Below are 17,723 nucleotides of genomic sequence, written 5' to 3' on the forward strand. Positions count from 1 at the left end.
GCAGCACTCTTCTGCTCCCGCCTGATTGCGTCACCAGCTCGAAGTCTCTCCGCTGCGCAACGCCATCTCCCGCCGGCTGTTCGCCCGCATCGCCTTGATCAGCGACACCGTGCCCACCAGCAAAATCGCCGCACCAAACAGGAAGTCGATGTTGTACAGCTGGAAATCCTGCACAGGCCCCACCAGCACCGTGCGCACCAGGCCAATCCCCACCAGCGTGGCGAGGAAGTCGATCCCCGGCTCATCGCGGTAGAACACCAGCAGCAACGGCAGGCACAGCACCAGGAGCATCAACAGCACTACAACCTTGAACGAGCCTTTGCGCTCGACGCTGAACGCGCATTCGTGGGGGCCGTAGGCTTTGTAATCCTCGTCGCGGATCATCGAGTTTTTCTCGTTGATGTAGTCGGCGCGGTTGTACTTCTGGATCGGCGTGAAGGTGTTGGACATCTCCATCAGCGTGGTGATGTTCTTGAAGCGCAGGTCGATGCGCTCGCTGCCCTTGAGGTAATACAGCACCGGTTTGTAGCCGTAGCGATAGGTGTCGAAAGGAAATTCGGTGACCCGGCCCTGAACACTGATCGGGCGCGATTCGAGTTCGGCAAAGGCGCTCTTGTCGGTCGAGGCGAGGTTGCGGCTCAGGGGCAGGACTTTCACCTGTTCGAGGAAGATCGGCGTGACGCCAAACGACCACTGCAACGGTTCCAGGCGCAGACGCAGTTCGTTGCGGCCCAGGTCATAGCGGTTGAAGGTACGTTCGGAGACCACCACTGCGCCGCTGAGCATGAACTCGCCGCGCAGGTTGTTGGTGATGCGCAGGGTCAGTTGATCCTTGCCCAGCAGCGCCGCTTCGGTGTTCGGCGGTGTGCCGCACCAAGCGGTGCTTTCGCCGATGCCACCGAGCTGACCGCCGCGGTTTTCGTTGAACACATAGATGTAACCGGCCCACAGCGTCACCATCAGCAGCAACGCGGTGATGCCCAGAATTTTTTTGCCCGGACTCACTGATCAGACTCCCTTCTTCGTTCCGTCGTCCAGCCGAAAACCCGCTGGCGACGGGGACTCTACCAAAAGGCCACCATCGACCCAAGGAAAAATCCCCGATTCATCAGGGTTCTAAGGGTTTCCCCTGCATCACCTGCGCCGGAACAACGGTCGCGGCTCGATCACCGAGCGCCCGTACAACACGCTCATCCCGGCCAGGCCCTTGAGCGCATCCTCGGCGGATTTGTCTTCGCGTACGGCGAAGCTGTCGAAACCGCATTGGCGCATGTGGCTGAGCTGGTCGCGCAGCACATCGCCGATGGCGCGCAACTCGCCTTTCCAGCCGAAACGGCTGCGCAGCAGATAGGCCTGGCTGTAGGCGCGGCCGTCGCGAAAGCTCGGGAAGTCGAGGGCGATCAGTGGCAGTGAGGTCAGCCACGGCAACAGGCTTTCAACGCCGTCGTCCGGGCCGAGCCAGACCGCATGGGTCGAGGGTGATTCGAGCCAGTGGGCCAGCGGCAGAATCAGCATTTCAGTGCTGTCAGCCGTTTCAGGCGAGCGGATCAGCGTCCACGGATCATCCAGCACGATCCGCGCCCCACTCGCCTCCATCCTCAGCAGATTGTTCATGCCGACACCTCCAGCGTTTTCGGATAGACCCGTTCCTTGAACGGCTCCAGGCCGATGCGCGCCACGGTATCGACGAACAGTTCTTCGGCCTCGCGATAACGCACGAAGGTGCCGATGATTCGCTCGATCACCTGCGGCACCTCGGCAGCGCTGAACGACGGGCCGATGACTTTGCCCAGTGCGCTGTTCTTGCCCTGGGCGCCGCCGAGGGTGATCTGGTACCACTCGCTGCCGTTTTTATCGACGCCGAGAATTCCGATGTTGCCGATGTGGTGATGGCCGCAGGCGTTCATGCAGCCGGAGATGTTCAGGCTGATGTCGCCCAGATCATGCAGGTAATCGAGGTTGTCGAACCGTGCCTGAATCGCCTGGGCAATCGGAATCGACTTGGCATTGGCCAGCGCACAGAAATCACCGCCGGGGCAGGCAATGATGTCGGTCAGCAGACCGACGTTGGCGGCGCCCAGCCCCTGCTCTTTCGCCAGTTGCCACAGCGCATACAGCTCGGACTTGGGCACATCCGGCAGGACGATGTTCTGCTCGTGGGCGATGCGGATTTCGCCGAATCCGAAACGCTCGGACCAATCAGCCACGGCCAACATCTGCGCATCGGTCACGTCCCCCGGCGGCGCGGCCAGGCCCGGTTTGGTCGACAGCACCACGCTGGTGTAGCCCGGCACCTTATGCGGTTGCACGTTGCGCGCGACCCAACGGGCGAACGCCGGGTTGTCGGCCAGGTGCGTGCCGAAATCCAGATCGGTGCCCGCCAGCGCTTGGTAACTCGGCGGCACAAAAGCACTGGCGACCCGCTGGTATTCATCTTCGGTCAACTGCGCCGGGCCGTCCTTGAGGTGTTGCCATTCCTCCTCGACTTCCTTGGCGAACGCTTCGATACCCAGCGCCTTGACCAGAATCTTGATCCGCGCCTTGTACTTGTTGTCGCGCCGACCGTGGCGGTTGTAGACCCGCAGCACCGCCTCGACGTAGGACAGCAAGTGCTGCCACGGCAGGCCGTCGCGGATCTGCAATCCAAGGATCGGCGTGCGCCCCAGACCGCCGCCCACGATCACTCGCAGCAGCATCTGGCCGTCACGTCCAGGGTAAAGATAGAGGCCGATGTCATGCATCATGATCGCCGCGCGATCCTGTTTCGCCGAGCAGATGGCGATCTTGAACTTGCGCGGCAGGAACAGGAATTCCGGGTTGATCGTCGACCATTGCCGCAGGATCTCGGCCAGCGGACGCGGGTCGATCAACTCGTCCGCCGCGACCCCGGCGAAGGCTTCGGTGGTGATGTTGCGCACGCAGTTGCCCGAGGTCTGGATCGCATGCATGTTGACCTGCGCCAGACGTTCGAGAATGTCCGGCACTTCGTGCAGTTCGATCCAGTTGAACTGCATGTTCTGCCGGGTGGTGAAGTGGCCGTAGCCACGGTCGTAATCCCGGGCGATGCTCGCCAGTGTGCGCATCTGTTCGGCGCTCAGCGTGCCGTAAGGAATCGCCACCCGCAGCATGTAAGCGTGCTTTTGCATGTACAGGCCGTTCTGCAGGCGCAGCGGCAGGAACTCTTCTTCGCTCAACTCCCCGGCCATGAAGCGCTCGACCTGATCGCGAAACTGCGCAACGCGCTCGAACACCAGCGCCCGGTCGTAATCATCGTACTGATACATCGGCCTACTACCTCGTCAGGAACTTGCACGGATTCCTGTGGGAACGGGCGAACCCGAGATAGCGCCAGTTCGCGTCTGGCGCTATCTCGGGTTCGCCCGTTCCCACAGTATTTTCCCTGACTATGGCCGAACAGCGCAGCCCGTTACAGATTCACCTGAACGCATAAAAACCGTATCAGGGCGCGGCAGATGGCCGCAGGCAGCGCTTCGATCTGATCCGCATAAATGAACAATTCCTGAGCCTGTTTTGTTTCTGGCGGGGTTTCTACAGTGCAGCTCGTGCCAGACCGGGTGGCCTGGCAAGACTTTGCAACCGTGGATGAACTGACCATGAGCACAGCAACAATCGGACAGGCTTATAACTACAAGGTCGTCCGCCAATTCGTCATCGCGACTGTTTTCTGGGGTGTCGTGGGCATGGCGATGGGGGTATGGATCGCCTCGCAACTGGTATGGCCGGACATGAATCTGGACTTGCCGTGGACCACCTTCGGCCGCTTGCGACCGTTGCACACAAGCCTGGTGATTTTCGGCTTCGCCGGCAGCGCGCAATTCGCCGCCAGTTACTACGCGGTGCAGCGCACCTGCCAGGTGCGGCTGTACTCGGACAAGCTCGCTGCCTTCACCTTCTGGGGTTGGCAATCGGTGATCGTGATCATGCTGGTCACCCTGCCGATGGGCTACACCACCACCAAGGAATACGCCGAGATCGAATTCTCCGGCGCGGTGTGGATGGCGGTGGTCTGGGTCGCGTATGCCGTGGTGTTCTTCACCACCGTGGTGCAGCGCAAGACCAAACACATCTATGTCGGAAACTGGTTCTTCGGCGCCTTCATTCTGGTGATTGCCATGCTGCACGTGGTCAATCACCTGTCGATTCCAGTGGACTGGTTCAAGTCCTATCCGGTGTACTCCGGCGCCACCGACGCCATGGTGCAGTGGTGGTACGGGCACAACGCGGTGGGGTTCTTCCTGACCACCGGGTTCCTCGGGATGATGTATTACTTCGTGCCCAAGCAAGTGAATCGGCCGGTGTATTCGTACCGGTTGTCGATCGTGCACTTCTGGGCGCTGATCACTCTGTACATCTGGGCGGGCCCGCACCACTTGCACTACACCGCGCTGCCGGACTGGGCGCAGTCGCTGGGCATGGCGATGTCGTTGATCCTGCTGGCCCCGAGCTGGGGCGGGATGATCAACGGGATGATGACCCTGTCCGGCGCATGGCATCAGTTGCGCACCGACCCGATCCTCCGTTTCCTCGTTCTGTCGCTGGCGTTCTACGGCATGTCGACCTTCGAAGGCCCGATGATGGCGATCAAGACCGTCAACGCCCTCTCCCATTACACCGACTGGACCATCGGCCACGTACACGCCGGCGCGCTCGGCTGGGTGGCGATGATCACCTTCGGCGCGACCTATCACATGGTGCCCAAGGTCTTTGGCCGTGAGCGGATGCACAGCACGCCGCTGATCAACCTGCACTTCTGGCTGGCGACCATTGGCACGGTGTTGTACATCGCTTCGATGTGGGTCAACGGGATTACCCAGGGCCTGATGTGGCGGGCGATCAACGAGGACGGCACGCTGACCTACTCGTTCGTCGAAGCGCTGCAGGCCAGCCATCCGGGGTTTGTCGTGCGCTTTGCCGGTGGGGTGTTCTTCCTGACGGGCATGCTGCTGATGGCCTACAACGTGTGGCGCACGGTGCGGGTGGCGGACGTTGCGATTGCCCATCGTGAAGCGCAGATCGTCTGATCAGGGGAGCCGGTCATGTTCGATATTTTCTTGAATGTGTTGGGTGTGGTGTTTCTGTGGCTGGCGGTGGAGTACTGCTTGCGGCACGAGACGGCCGAGAGCCTGGATGAGGCGAGTCTGACGCCGTTTGCGGATGATCCGGAGGTGGCTCGGCGGGTTGAGTTGGCCACCGGTAAGACCGTGAAAGCGGTGGCGCCGGAGGTGGCGAAGCCGGGGTGGGTCAATCTTGAGATGTGAGCTACTTCCGTTGATCGTTCCCACGCTCCGCGTGGGAATGCAGCCCGGGACGCTCCGCGTCCCTTCCAGAGCTGGAACGCGGAGCGTCCCTTGAGGCATTCCCACGCAGAGCGTGGGAACGATCAGCTAGGGGTGGCTTTTGATCTTAGGTGCGGTCTCGGGGAATCAGGCTTTGCAATTGCTGCGCGAGGAAATTCGCATCGAAGGCAAAGGTATCCGGTTCTTTCAAGCCATTGGTCTTGCGCCACTGCCAATCACCATTGGGCAGCCCCACCAACGAAACACTCCCGTACCGCGCCGCCGTCAGCCCCATCACCGCCAGCGAAATCTGCCCGCCACTGCCCATCACATCCGGCACAAACTCCACCGGTTTGCCGGCAATCACGATGCTCAGCTTCTCAGTCTTGAAGGTCGACGTTTCCACCGGAGTGCTCGGCCCGAACGCCACATAAGCCTCCCGATTCACCTCCAGCAACCCCGGCGCCTGCACCGGTTCAAGCCATTGCTGAATCTGCCCGAACAACTCGGTGATCCGTGTGGCCCAGGTCGCCGATTGCGTCTCGAACACCTGCTTCTTGTGCGCTTCGCTGTCGGCATAGTGGCGAAGCATTTCGCCCAGTTGCTGTACGTCGTCCATTGCGGTGTTCCTTCAAGGAAGCAGTGCTGCGGACGTCGAGCATGGCAGATGCCGATGACGACCGTGCAAGTCATTTGCCTGCACGGTCGCCTCGTCGGCCATTGACGGACAGAAGGTCAGCGCTTGCGCAGGCGCGCCATGCTCAGGGTGTCGACCCATTGCCCGTCACGCACCGCGTAATCGCGGAGCAGACCTTCGGTTTCGAAGCCGAACTTGCGATAGAGCCCGATGGCCGCCTCGTTGTCGGCGTACACGCTCAGTTCGACCCGGTGCAGGTTCATCCAGTTGTCGGCGATGTCCAGCGCCGCGGCCAACAACTTCGAACCGACACCCTTGCCCTGCCACGCCACCGCAACGGCCATGCCGACACTGCCGGCGTGACTGCGGCGAATTCGCGAAAACTGTTCCAGCCCCAGATTGCCAATCACCACCCCCTGATGCAGCGCCACCAGTTGCACCACCCGCTCGTTGTCCGGCGCCAGGCGTTTGCGCCAGACCTCGGTGGTCTGAAACGGCATCTGCAACACCTGCCGGGTCACGGCCGGGTCGTTATAGAGCGCGGTGATGCCCTCGACGTGGGACTCGCTGAAGCGTTCGAGGTGAATGGCGGAGTTGTGCTCAGGCATGAAAGATCCCTCCTGGATCAGTGCGTGGCCGGTCACTGTAAACCGCTTCTTCACGGATTCGCCATGACTGTTTAAAGCCGTTGACCGAAACGTCCGGCAAGCCACAACGCCTTGCGCCATTGCCTACGCATCCGCCAGAATCCGCCGGCTTGTGCGCCTTGAGGGCCGGCTCTATCGTTTCCGGGTTGCTGATGAATCAGCGATCGGATTTGACCGTCCGACTCAATCAAGGCGCGCCAGTGCCCAGGACCGGATTCAGACGTCTTTCTGAACCCACGTGTCGCGGTGGCTGTGCGTGGGATACCTTCGGGTATGCCGGGTTCCTTGATTCCCGGTCGGTCAACCCGCGTACAGCTGCCACCTTTCGATTGACCGCGAACGGTTGCAGCTCCGTCTATCAAGGAGCTTCACCATGATCAAACCAACGCCGAACCCACCCGAAACCGACACCACCTCGCCCTACGAATCCCTCGATTCAAAGACCTTCCACGAAGCCGCCGAACGTGCCCTCGACCACTACTTCAATCCCCTGCTCCCCAGAAAACCGCTGCTCAAACCCAACACCCGCTACCTCATCGCCCCCGGCATCGACAGCGAAGAACTGCTGGCCGACGCCTGCGAAACCCTGACCTCGGCCAAAATCATGGCTACCGACTTCGCCGGACTGGTGGACGGCTCGCATCGGCATGTGCTGCTGGGCATTGCGCAACTGATCATGCTGGGGGAACTGGCGGTGAATCGAGCGCTGGATAATCTGGAGGTGGCGGCTGAGCCGCGCGTCTGAGTGTTGAAACCGAAACGGCCCCTTTAAGGGGCCGTTTTTGCGTTTGCAGGAAACCGTTCACCGATGACCATTCGTCTCGAAGTCACGCTCACCTGTCAGATCTGACAGGTGACGAGGCTCTCCTTTCGCGGTGTCATGAACTTCGCCCCGAAGATGGCTTCCCACCGCACGCCAGGAGAGCAACATGAGCATCAACGTCAATTCAACACAGATCAGCGCCTTGCTCCAGCTGTATCCGATGGCCATTCCCGGCGCAGTAGAAAACCTGCAACCGCCAGGGGTCTACCATCTCGGCATTCCCGAGAGCATTCATTCGCCATCCACCAAACTCTTCATGGTGATCGACCCGGTCACGTTGTTTTCCACTCCCTTTGCAGCAGGTGACTCCGTAAGACTGTGGGTAAACAGCCAGGCGACATCCGTGATCAAGCCGATCAAGCCGGGCGAAGAGAACGACCGCATTTTTATGGAGGCTCCTTGGGGAGTGTTGAAGGATGGCCTCAATACGCTGTACTACGAAGTCACCCGGGTCAGCGGTAATAAAGATCAATCCACCCCGATACTGAATGTGCTGTTCAACAACCCGGTCTCCGGTATCACGGTCAGCCATCCGGCCAGCATTGGCCCAGGACAAACGGGACCAATCACCATCACCATCAGCTACCCACGCCCCTTCGGAACCGTGACGCTGACCATCGGCAACTGGAGCATCACGCTTACCAACTTCGATCACACCAAACCGATCCTTTATCCCCTGACAGTCACTGACCTTCAGCAGATCGGTGACGGTAACCACCCGGTCAGTGCCACGGTGGTCGATCAATTGACCAACAGCAATATGTCGGCGACTTCGTTTATTGATATTCGTGCAAATCAGCAACAAGAATTGGTCATTGATAAAACCCCAATGCATATGGACACTCCGGTTTACAAGAACTCATATGGTTGGGCCACCAAAGTAGTTACTGAAGCTCCACAACGACGGATACCGATCGCGGGGCAAGCTCCGTTCCAATACCGCTCAGCGAATGTCTTGGTCGCACAAGTCGATGCAAGCGGTACGGTTACTAGTGGCCAGACCGGTAGCACGTTAATCACCGTGACTGCTGCCAACGGCAAGAGCGATTCCTATCCCGTTGAGGTATCCAACAAATATCAGCTTTTGGTCAACAAGTCGTCAATGAGCCCTGCTCAAGCATTGGCCTGGATAAGAAGCGTCGGTGGCTTGGTAGATACTGCAGTGTCGAATGTGGCTGCTCTTGATCTGGTCAATCCGTTGCCTGATCTATTTGATAACGTGGCTGGCCGGAGTGTGGCTTGTTGCAATTTCGATATTCCCAGTATCAATAGCATTCAGATCTTGTTCTGGGTGACGGGAGGTTCGTATCCGTATATAGGAGCTACTACTATTCCATTAACCAGTGCGGACAAGGTAAGAGCTTTGACTATTGTCCCCAGGTAATCCCCGATACTGCCCCGGCGTCGCCGCCAGATGCTGTTTAAAACAATCAAAACAATGGGGACAACAATGGGGGCGGACAACAATGGGGACAGATTTATTTAATTACGGCCGGGTCGTTATAGAGCGCGGTGATGCCTTCGACGTGGGATTCGTTGAAACGTTCGAGGTGAATGGCGGGGTTGTGCTCAGGCATGAAAGATCCCTCCTGGATCAGTGAGCAAAAGGGGACGCATTTATTTACCAGCCCTTAATCAGTGCGTAGCCGATTGCTTTAAACCGTTTTTTCGCGGGCTCACCATGACTGTTTAAAGCCGTTGACCGAAACGTCCTGCAAGCCACAACGCCTTGCGCCATTGCCTACGCATCCGCCAGAATCCGCCGGCTTGTGTGCCTTGGGGGCCAGCTCTATCGTTTCCGGGTCGCTGATGAATCAGCGATCGGGTTTAGCAGCTCGGCAATTCTCAAGGCACGCTGGTTTCGCCATTTCTGTTTATGGCGGCTTGCGTGGGGCACTTCGGTGCGCCGGGATCCTTGAGCCTGGTCTGCTAACCCGCGTACAGCCGCCACCTCATTCGTTTAGCAGCGATGGATGACGGCTCCATTTCTCAAGGAGCTTCACCATGATCAAACCAACGCCAAACCCACCCGAAACCGACACCACCTCGCCTTACGAATCCCTCGATTCAAAGACCTTCCACGAAGCCGCCGAACGCGCCCTCGATCACTACTTCAATCCCCTGCTCCCCAGAAAACCGCTGCTCAAACCCAACACCCGCTACCTCATCGCCCCCGGCATCGACAGCGAAGAACTGCTGGCCGACGCCTGCGAAACCCTGACCTCGGCCAAAACCATGGCCACCGACTTCGCCGGGTTGGTGGACGGTTCGCAACGGCATGTGCTTTTGGGGATTGCGCAATTGATCATGCTGGGTGAACTGGCGGTTAACCGGGCGCTGGATAATTTAGAAGTGGCGGCTGAGCCGCGCGTCTAAGTGGTGAAACCAAAACGGCCCTCTGTGGGCCGTTTTTCTATCTGCGGTACTGGCATGAACCCCTCCTCCGATGACCGTCCGTCTTAAAACCAGCCTCACCTGTCAGATCTGACAGTAGCCGAAATGAATCGCTCAGGGTTTTCATGGCACATCAATTACCAAGGAGTTGCGTGCCATGAAAATTCCCGCATCCAGCGGCGGCCCCATCGTCGCCCTGGCACTGACACCGCCCTATATTCCAAGCCAGACCTACCCGATCATTCACCCGGCCGCTGATGTCGGGCTTTCCAGGCTCAACTATTACGCGGACCCGCTCGGGCTGTTAGTGTTGTTTGGGCCTTATGACGGTCAACTGCCCAATGAGTCCGGACGGATGCTTATCAATGGCTCGACTGCGCCGATCCCGGTCCAGGTCACCAAAGATACGACGTCACCGCTTGCTTTTCGCGTGCCACCGGGGTTGCTATCAAATGGAGTGAACATTCTGAAAGTCAACCTCCAGCGCCAGTCGGGCAATCTGGATTCGGCAGAGCTGCGCGTGCTGCATTCCCACGATGCCCCCGCCGGCAATGACACAGATCCGAATCCCGGCAATTCATTGCTGAACATTGACGTCACCCCGAAGAGTATCGGTCCGGCCGAGGCTATAGCAGGCGTGAAGCTCACAATGAGTTGGCTAGGCATGGCACTGTATGACCTGTTGACCATCAACTTCGGCGGTAAAACCCTCACCCATCAGCTCGTGCCAACGGCGCAGGATCCCAACCCCGAAACCAAACCAGTAGTCTTGACCTTCAACACTGCCGATTTCGCCCATGCCCCCAACAACCCGCAGTTCATATTCAAGTACAACGTCATCAGTCAGATAGACGACTTTTCCGGCACGTCATCGAACGGAGTATTCAACCCGCAGGAATTCTGGTCGAAGGACTGTGTGGTTAATGTGCATCTGGATTGGGCAGAACTGCTTGAGGCCATCCTTCAGGAAATCCTCGGAGAAAACGGTGATGATCCGGCCATCGTTGATCTGGGCAAGATGAACGGCGGGCCGTTGTGGGCGCTGATTCACCTGATTCCTTCGATTTGGCAGTCAGGAGATAAGATTCATCTAATGTTCGAAGCGTGGCTGAACGGCGCTGTGGTCGCCACCCATGACGAGACATTGCCGGTTGGCAATGTTCCTGGGCAGTTTTCCTGGCCAATACCCAATGTGAAGGTGGTTGCCAACAGTCAGGTGAGGGTCAAGTTCGAACAGATCAGGGGAGGCAAAGTCATCGGGATTTCCAAACCTGCCGAAGCGCAGGTAGTGGGAACCGGTCTGCCCGAACTGAAAATGGATACCACGCCAGTATCTTTATCCGGCTCTCGTCATTATGTGACGCCGACCGTTACAGACTTGGGAAATTATGATTTCCCTTCACACCCTAATCCTGGTACTTCAATTGATCGACCTGCTTCGGGCGGTTTAGGCACCATTACCTATCACTCCTCTAATCTCGATGTTGTAGTTGTCAACAGTAGTGGACGAATTTATGCCAGAGGAAATGGTATCGCGACCATTACCGCCAAAGACTCGGCCAATCAGACGAAAAGCTATACCGTCACCACTTCTGGTACTGCAACACCGGTGTATTGCTCCAGCGCTCCGCACCGAAAATGGGCCGAGATCGGGCCATACCTCAATGCCGTGGGGGGCAGGCTTTTTACGTTGTCTGAAATCCAATCGATCTATCGCAGTTTTATACCAGCAAACTTGCAAATAGTTGGTCGTAGCGCAGCTACTTTGACCTCAACTCCTGGACGGCCTGGCACGCACTGGGGCTTCGTCTGGTCCAATATATCCACAGAATATGAGGACACTATTTATTCCTGGCGGTTCTTTTATGTGAAGGTTTGAGTGTAAAAAAAGAAAACTAAAAATGGGACGGATTTATTTAATCAAATAAGCCCGTCCTTTTTAACGCAGTTACTCAAACCATTCCCTACGTTCACTAAACGTCCGTTGAATCAACTCAACCAACGTCTGCACTTCAGCCACATCCCGCGATGCGGAATTTACCGCCAACCACGCCTGCAACCGCATAGCCTCTTCAAACAACCCCGGCAACGCCACCAGCCCGCGATCGAACCGGCTCATGTACATCGGCAGCAAACCAATGCAGGCGCTGCAGCGGATCATCTCCAGCATCAGCTCGTAAGACTGCATCTGCACCACCCCGGCCAACCGCTGTTCGACCAGTTCATTCCACGGCCGGAAGCTGTCGATCTGCCGATCATGCTGCCATTGCACCAGCATGAAATCGGCGAGGTCGTCGGGGCTTTCCGGGCGTGCAGTGACACGGGAGTAGCGTTTGGCGATGTGCGGCTGATATTCCAGTTGCGCGAGGCGTTGCGGTTCGCTGGTGGCGAAGGTCGGGCCGGGATGCGGGGTGTCGCCGTGGGCCAGCCACAGCACGATGTCGGCGCTGACGGCGCGCAGGGCCAGTTCGCTGTCGAGGGCGATGATTTCGAGGCGCACGCTGGCGTTGCGGCGCAGCAGTGCGATGAGGTCGCGGCCAAGGATGTCGTGCAGGATCGATTCGGCAACGGCCAGCCTGATCAGGGGTTGCTCGATCACCGGCAATTTACGTTCGTGGGCCAGGGCAACCAGTTGCGCCTGCAATTGCTGGCCTTCGCGGGTCAGCGTCAAGGCGCTGCCCTGAAAGCTGAACAGCGCGCATTGCAGTTGCTGTTCGAGCTGCGCCAGTTGTTTGCGCAGCAGGGTCGAGCGCACGTTGAGGCTGCGAGCGGCCTGCATGAAGCAGCCGCAACGGGCGCTGACCAGAAAGTATTGGGCGACGTCGCCGTCGAGGGTCGCGGCTTGCGCCAGCCAGGGTTCGTCCTTGTCCCGGGGCCAGCGGAAATCGGCGCTGCTCTGTCGTGCTGCGGGTTCGGTGAATGACATCGATGACTCCCTGTCGATCTTTGTTTTGGTGTGCAGCGCTTAGGGTTTGGTCTCCAGCACCTTGTTGAGCTCGGCCCCGTCGATGCTCAGCGTCGCGGTGTTGAGCATGCCGTCCAGATAGGCCTGGGCGATCTGCTCCTGACGCTGGGCACGCAAGGCCTGGGTCAGTTGATCGCGCAACTCGTCGAGGGTCGCGGTGCGGGCCGGTTGTTGTTCGGTGAGTTTGATCACGTGGAAACCGGCGCTGCTTTGAACGGGATCGGAAACCGCGCCAACCTTGAGACGTGCCACGGCGCCACGCACTTCCGGCACCAGTTGCTGCAACGGTTGCAGGCCGGTGTCGCCGCCGCGCTCAGCGGTGAGGCGATCCTGGGAAAACTCCTTGGCCAGCGCTGCAAACTCCGCAGGGGTCGACTGGGCTTTCTTGCTCAACTCCGCCGCCTGCTTGCGCACGGCCTCAAGATTCTGCGGCTCATTCACCCCGAGGAAGATCTGACTGACCCGATACAGCGCCGGCGTCTGCCAGTTGGCCTTGCCCGCGTCGTACGCCTGCTGCAACTCGGCAGCGCTCGGATAATCCGCCGGCACCTGGCTCACCGACTGCAAATAGTCGCGAAACACGATCTGCTCGGTAGCGGCACGGGTCTGCCGAACCACGTCCGGGCGCTGCGCCCAACCTTGGGCTTCGGCCTGTTCCAGCACGGCTTTTTCAGCCAGGCGTGAACGAATCCAGCGCTCCAGCCCTTCACGATTGCCGCGCAGTTGCTCGCGGGTTTGCGGTGGAACAGCCGCCAGCAACGCCTGCAATTCCTCCGGCGAAACCTGCTGATTGCCTAATCTGGCCACTGCCGGTCCACTGTTCGCCGCAATGACCGGCGCCGGCTGCTGGGCGGCGACCGGGTCATTACCCGGCCGCACCACCAGCGCCACGGCCACCACCAACAGCGCCACCGCAGCGGCGCTGATTACCATGGCAGGTTTTGTCACAGCGCGACTTCCTCTTGCTCAACCTTTGGAGCCTGAGCGGCAGCGGCGTTCTGGGTGAAATCACGCAGGTACACGATGAATTCCTGAAGCAGGCGATCCCACAGCTCCAGGTTGCCGCGCAGGTAATCGCTGCTCACGCCAGCGGCCACCACCACGTCCATCTCCATCACCAGAAACTCGCCCTGCAACGACAACCGGGCAAACCGGCGGGTTGCGTTCCACTGCTCGGCCACACCGGCCGGCAACTCACCCTGCACGCGCAACGCGCAGCTGAAGGTGAAGTCGACGTAGCTGCCCTGCTCCGCCACCGCCGGGTTGCCGAAACGCACGGCGTAACCGATGCCCTGGCTGGCGCTGAGCAACTGGACGATGCCGTTCTGTTCAGTCTGGTTGACGCGGTAACCGGCGGCTTGCAGAACGTCGGTCAGGGATTGCGGGGATACGTGGGAGATCAATTGAGTCATTACTTCTTCCTTGTCCATGAGTCTTTTAATCAGTGCGCGATCGCGGCTTGCGGCGCATCGAATTGAGTCTTGTACAGTTCGTCGCCAAAGCCCTGAGCAAGCTCATCGAACTTGACCCGGGCGCTGCCGGCGAAGGGCTGGCGGATCTTCATCACCTCGGCCACATCGATGTTTTCGTAGGCGGTGAGAATCTGCTTGGCCACGCCGTACATCTGCTGATTCTTGACCGAACATTGCTGCACTTGTGTGTCACGTTCAGTCAATTGCGCTTGAAGCTTAGACCGTTCTGCCTCTTTGGCACGGGCCATGACCAACAACTCGTCATAGGCTTTCTTGAACTTGCCGGTCTGCTCGTTGCTGGCCGCGACTTGCGCCTGGGCCTGGCTGTGCAGACTTTGCTGCTGCCCGGCCAGTTGCTCGGCGAGGCCTTTGGCTTTGGCCAACTCGGCGGTCAATTGCTTGATTTGCGCCTGCGCAGCCTTGGCTTCGTTCTGCGCCGCCAGTTGCGCGGCGCTGGCCTGGGCCTGCTGACTTTGCAGGGTTTGCAACTGCTGGGTGGTGCTGCGCAACTGGGTGCGCAGGCGTTCTTCCATGCCTTCGGCGCTCGCCCCGGTGGCGATCAACATGCCGAGCCCAAGCCATAAAAAGCGGATTTTCATAACCCTCTCCCGGCGCTTAGAAGCGCGTGTTGATCTCAAGCTGCATGACGTCGATATCGAACGGCGCGCCATACACCGCTTCCGAACTCAACCAGCGGCCGGTGGCGTAGACGTTCTTCGCCAGACCGTAATTGCCGCCCAGGAAGTAGCCCTTGGCGTTGGTGCCGCCGAGGTGGAAAGACGAGTCGTTGAAGCCGTCCGGCAAGGCGTCCGGCTGGATGTACTTGTAGCCGGCGAACAGGTTCCAGTCGCCCTGCTTCTTCAGCTCCAGCGCGTTGCCGAGGGTGAACTGGACCATCCACGCATTGGCGCCGCTTTCGATGTTGCCGTTGCTGTCGAGGTTGTTGACCAGTTGCCCCGCCGAACGCTTGCGCATGTCGCCTTCGTCGTAGCCGAGGTTGTGGATGTAGTTGCCCTGGCTGCGCAGTTTGAAGTCTTCCGGCAGATCGGCGTCCCACACCACGTTCAGGTCCAGCAGGTTGAATTCGGAGGCCAGGCCAACGAACTGCGGCTGTGGCGTGGTGGTCGGGTTGAGCGGGTTCGGCGTGATATCACGCAGCAGGAACACGCTGTTGCCCTTCTGCATGAACGCCGCGCGGGTGCCGTCACTGTCGCAGCCCGGTGCGCCAGCCCAAGGTTCGCAAGGGCTCGAGCGCTGGCCTTCGATGTCGTCGAAGCGGTAGTAGGCCAGCGCGCCTTTCAGGCGGTTGTTGCTGTTGATCGCCCACTTGGCGCCAATCTGCGCGCCGTACAGCCATTTGTTGTCGCTTTCTTCCTTGTCGAAGCCATTGCTGGTGGTGGTGTCGTTGGTGTAGTCCACCGGGAACGCGCCGACGGTGCCGAACACGCCCCAGTCGCGGCTGAGCTTGTGGTCGAAAATCGCCGCCACGCCGTCGAAGTTCAGGTCGTTGGAATACAGCATGTCAGTGGACATGAACGGGTTGGCGAAGCGGCCACCGGTCAGGGTCAGTTCATCCGACGGCTTCCAGGTCAGGTAACCCTGATCGAGCCAGATGTCTTTTTTCGAGAAGCCGCCGCCGAGGTTCTGGGTGGTCGACACCGGGTTGTTGTCCGAGCCGGTGCCGATGCGGATGCCGGCGGTCCATTCCGGCGAGATCACCGCTTTCATGCCCAGCCGGGCGCGCAGGCGGAACAGGTTTTCGCGGTCTTCGCGGGTGTTGAGCAACGGCGGCAACGCGGTGCTGCTGTTGGGGTTCACGTCGTACGGGCCGTTGTTGTTGAGCTTGGCGAAGTCGACGATTTCGTTGCTGTTGCTGCCCGAGTAGTAGCGCGATTCGTCACGCAGACGGATGTCGCCGTCGAAGCTGATGCGCGACGCCCAGTCCGGGAAGGTGTTGGGCGCGGCCCAGTTTTCCTGTTTGGCGGTGGCCATGACTTCGGCCTTGACCTGATCGCGGATCTGGTCGCGCACTGCCGCCGGCACGTATTGCACCCGCACATCGCCCGGTGCTGCGACCGGCCCGGCCGCCACCGCGGTGGACGCCGCAGCCTGCTTGGCCTGGGCCGCTTCGTTCTGGGCCTGGGCGATCAGCGCGTCGGCCTTGTCCTGTTTCAGAATGCCCTGCTCGACCAGCAAGCGGATCAGATTGATCGTGGCGTTTTCCGAGGGCGCAGGCGCTGCCGCGGCCTGACCGACCAGGGTCGCGATGACCATGCCGACCGCCAGGGACAATCGATTCACGTTGGAAATCATCTGCACACAACTCCTTTTCATACAGCTTTATGAATTCGGTTAACCCGGACGCCGCCCTTGCAGGGACATGCGCACAGGCAAGGTGATGGAGGCCGGTGGCCGCTCGCTCAGATGCGGCGCGTTACGCAATGCGGCCAACACCTGACTATCGATCTCGGGGTTACCGCTGGACTTGATCAGCTCGACCCGGGTGATCTCGCCGACGCTGCTCAGCCACACATCGGCCTGCAGCGAAAACGCGAGGTTGCGCAGGTCGGGGTTCTCGCGCAGCAGCTTCTGGAAGGTGAACGCGAGGAACTGGCTGTAGGTGCCGTTGCCCAATCGCCCACCGCCGGAACCGGCCATGCCGCCGCCCTTGCCCGCGCCGATGTTGAAGGCGTCGCTGCCGCTCTGGGCGTCGCCGTCGATCTGCATCGGGTTGGCCAGATCGTCCGCCGGCGATGGCGGTGCTTCTTCCTCGGGCTTGACCTCTTGCGGCTCGGGCGTTGGCTCGGGCTCGACGATTTTTTCTTCCACCGGGGTTTCCGGCTCTGGCGGTTTTTCCGGCGGCGGAGGTGGCGGTGGCGGCAACGGAATGATCGTCGGCACCTTCGGCGCTTCCCGGCGGATGCCGCTCATGTCGTTGGCCCACTGCCACAACAGGAATGCCGCGACGGCGCCCAGCAACAGCCCGGCGCCCCACTTCACGTAACGCAGTGGCGACTTCTTCACCGGCAAAGGCTCGATTGGCAGTTGTGCAGTCATCACTCAGCCCTGCGTCGGTTTGCCGGTAACGAGACCGACCTGGGACAGTTCGAGCCGGCGCAGCAGATCCAGCACTTCGATGACTTTCTGGTACTGCACCGTAGCGTCGCCGCGCACGATCACCGGGAAGTCCGGGTTCTGCGCTTTCTCGATGCGCAGGCGTTCTTCCAGCTCCGGCAGGGTCACCGGGTAGGCGTCGAGGAACACCTGGCCGCCGTCGTTGACCGAAATCGCCTTGGTCTTGGCCTCGGACAGCGACACGGCGGCGCTGGCCTTGGGCAGGTTGATCTGGATCCCGGAGACCTGCGCGGTGGCGGTGAGGATGAACATCACCAGCACCACCATCAGCACGTCCACCAGTGGCGTGATGTTGATGCTGTCTACCGCTGCATCTTCGTCATCGTCGTGGGAGGCATTTACGGACGCCATGT

18 protein-coding genes and 1 pseudogene are annotated in these 17,723 nt (G+C 59.8%); 6 read left to right on the forward strand and 13 right to left on the reverse strand.

From position 1 onward, the window contains the following. Positions 1–30: 30 nt before the first annotated feature. The 3 genes from AC1RT4_RS06265 to AC1RT4_RS06275 all read right to left on the reverse strand — a co-directional run bounded on the left by AC1RT4_RS06265 (position 31) and on the right by AC1RT4_RS06275 (position 3,284). Positions 31–1,005, reverse strand: a complete 975-nt coding sequence (locus tag AC1RT4_RS06265) for a hypothetical protein (RefSeq protein ID WP_493084353.1) — start codon at positions 1,003–1,005, stop codon at positions 31–33. A 129-nt stretch (positions 1,006–1,134) separates the two neighbouring features. Then, the gene (locus tag AC1RT4_RS06270) at positions 1,135–1,614 is read right to left on the reverse strand and encodes a DUF934 domain-containing protein (RefSeq protein WP_192564834.1); all 480 of its coding nucleotides are present in this window, start codon (positions 1,612–1,614) and stop codon (positions 1,135–1,137) included. After that, positions 1,611–3,284 carry a nitrite/sulfite reductase gene (locus AC1RT4_RS06275; RefSeq protein ID WP_493084355.1) on the reverse strand — a complete coding sequence of 558 codons (1,674 nt, stop codon included), beginning with the start codon at positions 3,282–3,284 and terminating at the stop codon, positions 1,611–1,613. Before AC1RT4_RS06275 ends, AC1RT4_RS06270 begins: the two co-directional genes overlap by 4 nt. 330 nt (positions 3,285–3,614) lie before the next feature. Here AC1RT4_RS06275 and ccoN point away from each other — a divergent pair, with 330 nt between their 5' ends. Both ccoN and AC1RT4_RS06285 read left to right on the forward strand, forming a co-directional pair. Beyond that, positions 3,615–5,042 carry a cytochrome-c oxidase, cbb3-type subunit I gene (gene ccoN, locus AC1RT4_RS06280; protein ID WP_493084357.1) on the forward strand — a complete coding sequence of 476 codons (1,428 nt, stop codon included), beginning with the start codon at positions 3,615–3,617 and terminating at the stop codon, positions 5,040–5,042. A 15-nt stretch (positions 5,043–5,057) separates the two neighbouring features. Beyond that, a complete protein-coding gene (locus tag AC1RT4_RS06285) occupies positions 5,058–5,279 on the forward strand; it encodes a cbb3-type cytochrome c oxidase subunit 3 (RefSeq protein WP_493084359.1) in 222 nt (73 codons plus the stop codon). Between the two features lie 145 nt (positions 5,280–5,424). Here the strand turns inward: AC1RT4_RS06285 and AC1RT4_RS06290 are convergent, their stop codons facing one another. Beyond that, the gene (locus AC1RT4_RS06290) at positions 5,425–5,916 is read right to left on the reverse strand and encodes a hypothetical protein (protein ID WP_493084361.1); all 492 of its coding nucleotides are present in this window, start codon (positions 5,914–5,916) and stop codon (positions 5,425–5,427) included. A 116-nt stretch (positions 5,917–6,032) separates the two neighbouring features. Further along, complete coding sequence (locus AC1RT4_RS06295) at positions 6,033–6,542, reverse strand: GNAT family N-acetyltransferase (RefSeq protein ID WP_493084363.1); 510 nt, start codon at positions 6,540–6,542, stop codon at positions 6,033–6,035. A gap of 412 nt (positions 6,543–6,954) precedes the next feature. On the opposite strand from AC1RT4_RS06295, the gene AC1RT4_RS06300 reads away from it, so the two are divergent. Together AC1RT4_RS06300 and AC1RT4_RS06305 are read left to right on the forward strand one after the other, a co-directional pair. Beyond that, on the forward strand, positions 6,955–7,326 hold the full coding sequence (locus tag AC1RT4_RS06300; RefSeq protein ID WP_493084365.1) for a DUF6124 family protein: 372 nt from the start codon (positions 6,955–6,957) through the stop codon (positions 7,324–7,326). 184 nt (positions 7,327–7,510) lie between these two features. Beyond that, positions 7,511–8,788: an immunoglobulin-like domain-containing protein gene (locus AC1RT4_RS06305; RefSeq protein WP_493084367.1), complete on the forward strand. Its 1,278-nt coding sequence runs from the start codon at positions 7,511–7,513 to the stop codon at positions 8,786–8,788. A 97-nt stretch (positions 8,789–8,885) separates the two neighbouring features. Here the strand turns inward: AC1RT4_RS06305 and AC1RT4_RS06310 are convergent. Continuing rightward, positions 8,886–8,981 (reverse strand): annotated as a pseudogene (locus AC1RT4_RS06310) (GNAT family N-acetyltransferase); the annotation flags it as partial. Positions 8,982–9,408: 427 nt separating this feature from the next. On the opposite strand from AC1RT4_RS06310, the gene AC1RT4_RS06315 reads away from it, so the two are divergent. After that, positions 9,409–9,780, forward strand: a complete 372-nt coding sequence (locus AC1RT4_RS06315) for a DUF6124 family protein (protein WP_493084369.1) — start codon at positions 9,409–9,411, stop codon at positions 9,778–9,780. A gap of 175 nt (positions 9,781–9,955) precedes the next feature. Further along, positions 9,956–11,677, forward strand: a complete 1,722-nt coding sequence (locus AC1RT4_RS06320) for an immunoglobulin-like domain-containing protein (RefSeq protein WP_493084371.1) — start codon at positions 9,956–9,958, stop codon at positions 11,675–11,677. A gap of 69 nt (positions 11,678–11,746) precedes the next feature. Here AC1RT4_RS06320 and AC1RT4_RS06325 read toward each other — a convergent pair whose 3' ends face one another. The 7 genes from AC1RT4_RS06325 to AC1RT4_RS06355 are packed head-to-tail and all read right to left on the reverse strand — an operon-like array spanning position 11,747 to position 17,721. Beyond that, positions 11,747–12,724 (reverse strand): LysR family transcriptional regulator, encoded by a 978-nt coding sequence (locus AC1RT4_RS06325; RefSeq protein WP_493084373.1) that lies wholly within the window; start codon positions 12,722–12,724, stop codon positions 11,747–11,749. 39 nt (positions 12,725–12,763) lie between these two features. Beyond that, positions 12,764–13,711 carry a peptidylprolyl isomerase gene (locus AC1RT4_RS06330; RefSeq protein WP_493084375.1) on the reverse strand — a complete coding sequence of 316 codons (948 nt, stop codon included), beginning with the start codon at positions 13,709–13,711 and terminating at the stop codon, positions 12,764–12,766. Then, positions 13,708–14,175 (reverse strand): YbjN domain-containing protein, encoded by a 468-nt coding sequence (locus tag AC1RT4_RS06335; protein ID WP_007955105.1) that lies wholly within the window; start codon positions 14,173–14,175, stop codon positions 13,708–13,710. The genes AC1RT4_RS06330 and AC1RT4_RS06335 overlap by 4 nt, the downstream gene beginning before the upstream one ends. 29 nt (positions 14,176–14,204) lie before the next feature. Further along, positions 14,205–14,834: a DNA repair protein gene (locus AC1RT4_RS06340; protein ID WP_085604179.1), complete on the reverse strand. Its 630-nt coding sequence runs from the start codon at positions 14,832–14,834 to the stop codon at positions 14,205–14,207. 16 nt (positions 14,835–14,850) lie between these two features. After that, on the reverse strand, positions 14,851–16,548 hold the full coding sequence (locus tag AC1RT4_RS06345) for a putative porin (RefSeq protein WP_007955107.1): 1,698 nt from the start codon (positions 16,546–16,548) through the stop codon (positions 14,851–14,853). Positions 16,549–16,587: 39 nt separating this feature from the next. Then, entirely contained in the window at positions 16,588–17,292 is a 705-nt protein-coding gene (locus AC1RT4_RS06350; protein WP_064381837.1) for an energy transducer TonB family protein, read from the reverse strand. Positions 17,293–17,295: 3 nt separating this feature from the next. Beyond that, positions 17,296–17,721 carry an ExbD/TolR family protein gene (locus AC1RT4_RS06355; protein ID WP_007955109.1) on the reverse strand — a complete coding sequence of 142 codons (426 nt, stop codon included), beginning with the start codon at positions 17,719–17,721 and terminating at the stop codon, positions 17,296–17,298. Between the last annotated feature and the right edge of the window lie 2 nt (positions 17,722–17,723).

This window comes from Pseudomonas sp. GW821-FHT11D10 (assembly GCF_058808435.1).

Bases quoted from the DNA above. Each gene is read 5' to 3' on its own strand.
- AC1RT4_RS06345 (WP_007955107.1), bottom strand. From the start codon at position 16,548: ATGATTTCCAACGTGAATCGATTGTCCCTGGCGGTCGGCATGGTCATC.
- AC1RT4_RS06335 (WP_007955105.1), bottom strand. From the start codon at position 14,175: ATGACTCAATTGATCTCCCACGTATCCCCGCAATCCCTGACCGACGTT.
- AC1RT4_RS06270 (WP_192564834.1), bottom strand. From the start codon at position 1,614: ATGAACAATCTGCTGAGGATGGAGGCGAGTGGGGCGCGGATCGTGCTG.
- AC1RT4_RS06340 (WP_085604179.1), bottom strand. From the start codon at position 14,834: ATGAAAATCCGCTTTTTATGGCTTGGGCTCGGCATGTTGATCGCCACC.
- AC1RT4_RS06355 (WP_007955109.1), bottom strand. From the start codon at position 17,721: ATGGCGTCCGTAAATGCCTCCCACGACGATGACGAAGATGCAGCGGTA.
- AC1RT4_RS06285 (WP_493084359.1), top strand. From the start codon at position 5,058: ATGTTCGATATTTTCTTGAATGTGTTGGGTGTGGTGTTTCTGTGGCTG.
- AC1RT4_RS06300 (WP_493084365.1), top strand. From the start codon at position 6,955: ATGATCAAACCAACGCCGAACCCACCCGAAACCGACACCACCTCGCCC.
- AC1RT4_RS06350 (WP_064381837.1), bottom strand. From the start codon at position 17,292: ATGACTGCACAACTGCCAATCGAGCCTTTGCCGGTGAAGAAGTCGCCA.
- AC1RT4_RS06325 (WP_493084373.1), bottom strand. From the start codon at position 12,724: ATGTCATTCACCGAACCCGCAGCACGACAGAGCAGCGCCGATTTCCGC.
- AC1RT4_RS06305 (WP_493084367.1), top strand. From the start codon at position 7,511: ATGAGCATCAACGTCAATTCAACACAGATCAGCGCCTTGCTCCAGCTG.
- AC1RT4_RS06295 (WP_493084363.1), bottom strand. From the start codon at position 6,542: ATGCCTGAGCACAACTCCGCCATTCACCTCGAACGCTTCAGCGAGTCC.
- ccoN (WP_493084357.1), top strand. From the start codon at position 3,615: ATGAGCACAGCAACAATCGGACAGGCTTATAACTACAAGGTCGTCCGC.
- AC1RT4_RS06320 (WP_493084371.1), top strand. From the start codon at position 9,956: ATGAAAATTCCCGCATCCAGCGGCGGCCCCATCGTCGCCCTGGCACTG.
- AC1RT4_RS06290 (WP_493084361.1), bottom strand. From the start codon at position 5,916: ATGGACGACGTACAGCAACTGGGCGAAATGCTTCGCCACTATGCCGAC.
- AC1RT4_RS06315 (WP_493084369.1), top strand. From the start codon at position 9,409: ATGATCAAACCAACGCCAAACCCACCCGAAACCGACACCACCTCGCCT.
- AC1RT4_RS06275 (WP_493084355.1), bottom strand. From the start codon at position 3,284: ATGTATCAGTACGATGATTACGACCGGGCGCTGGTGTTCGAGCGCGTT.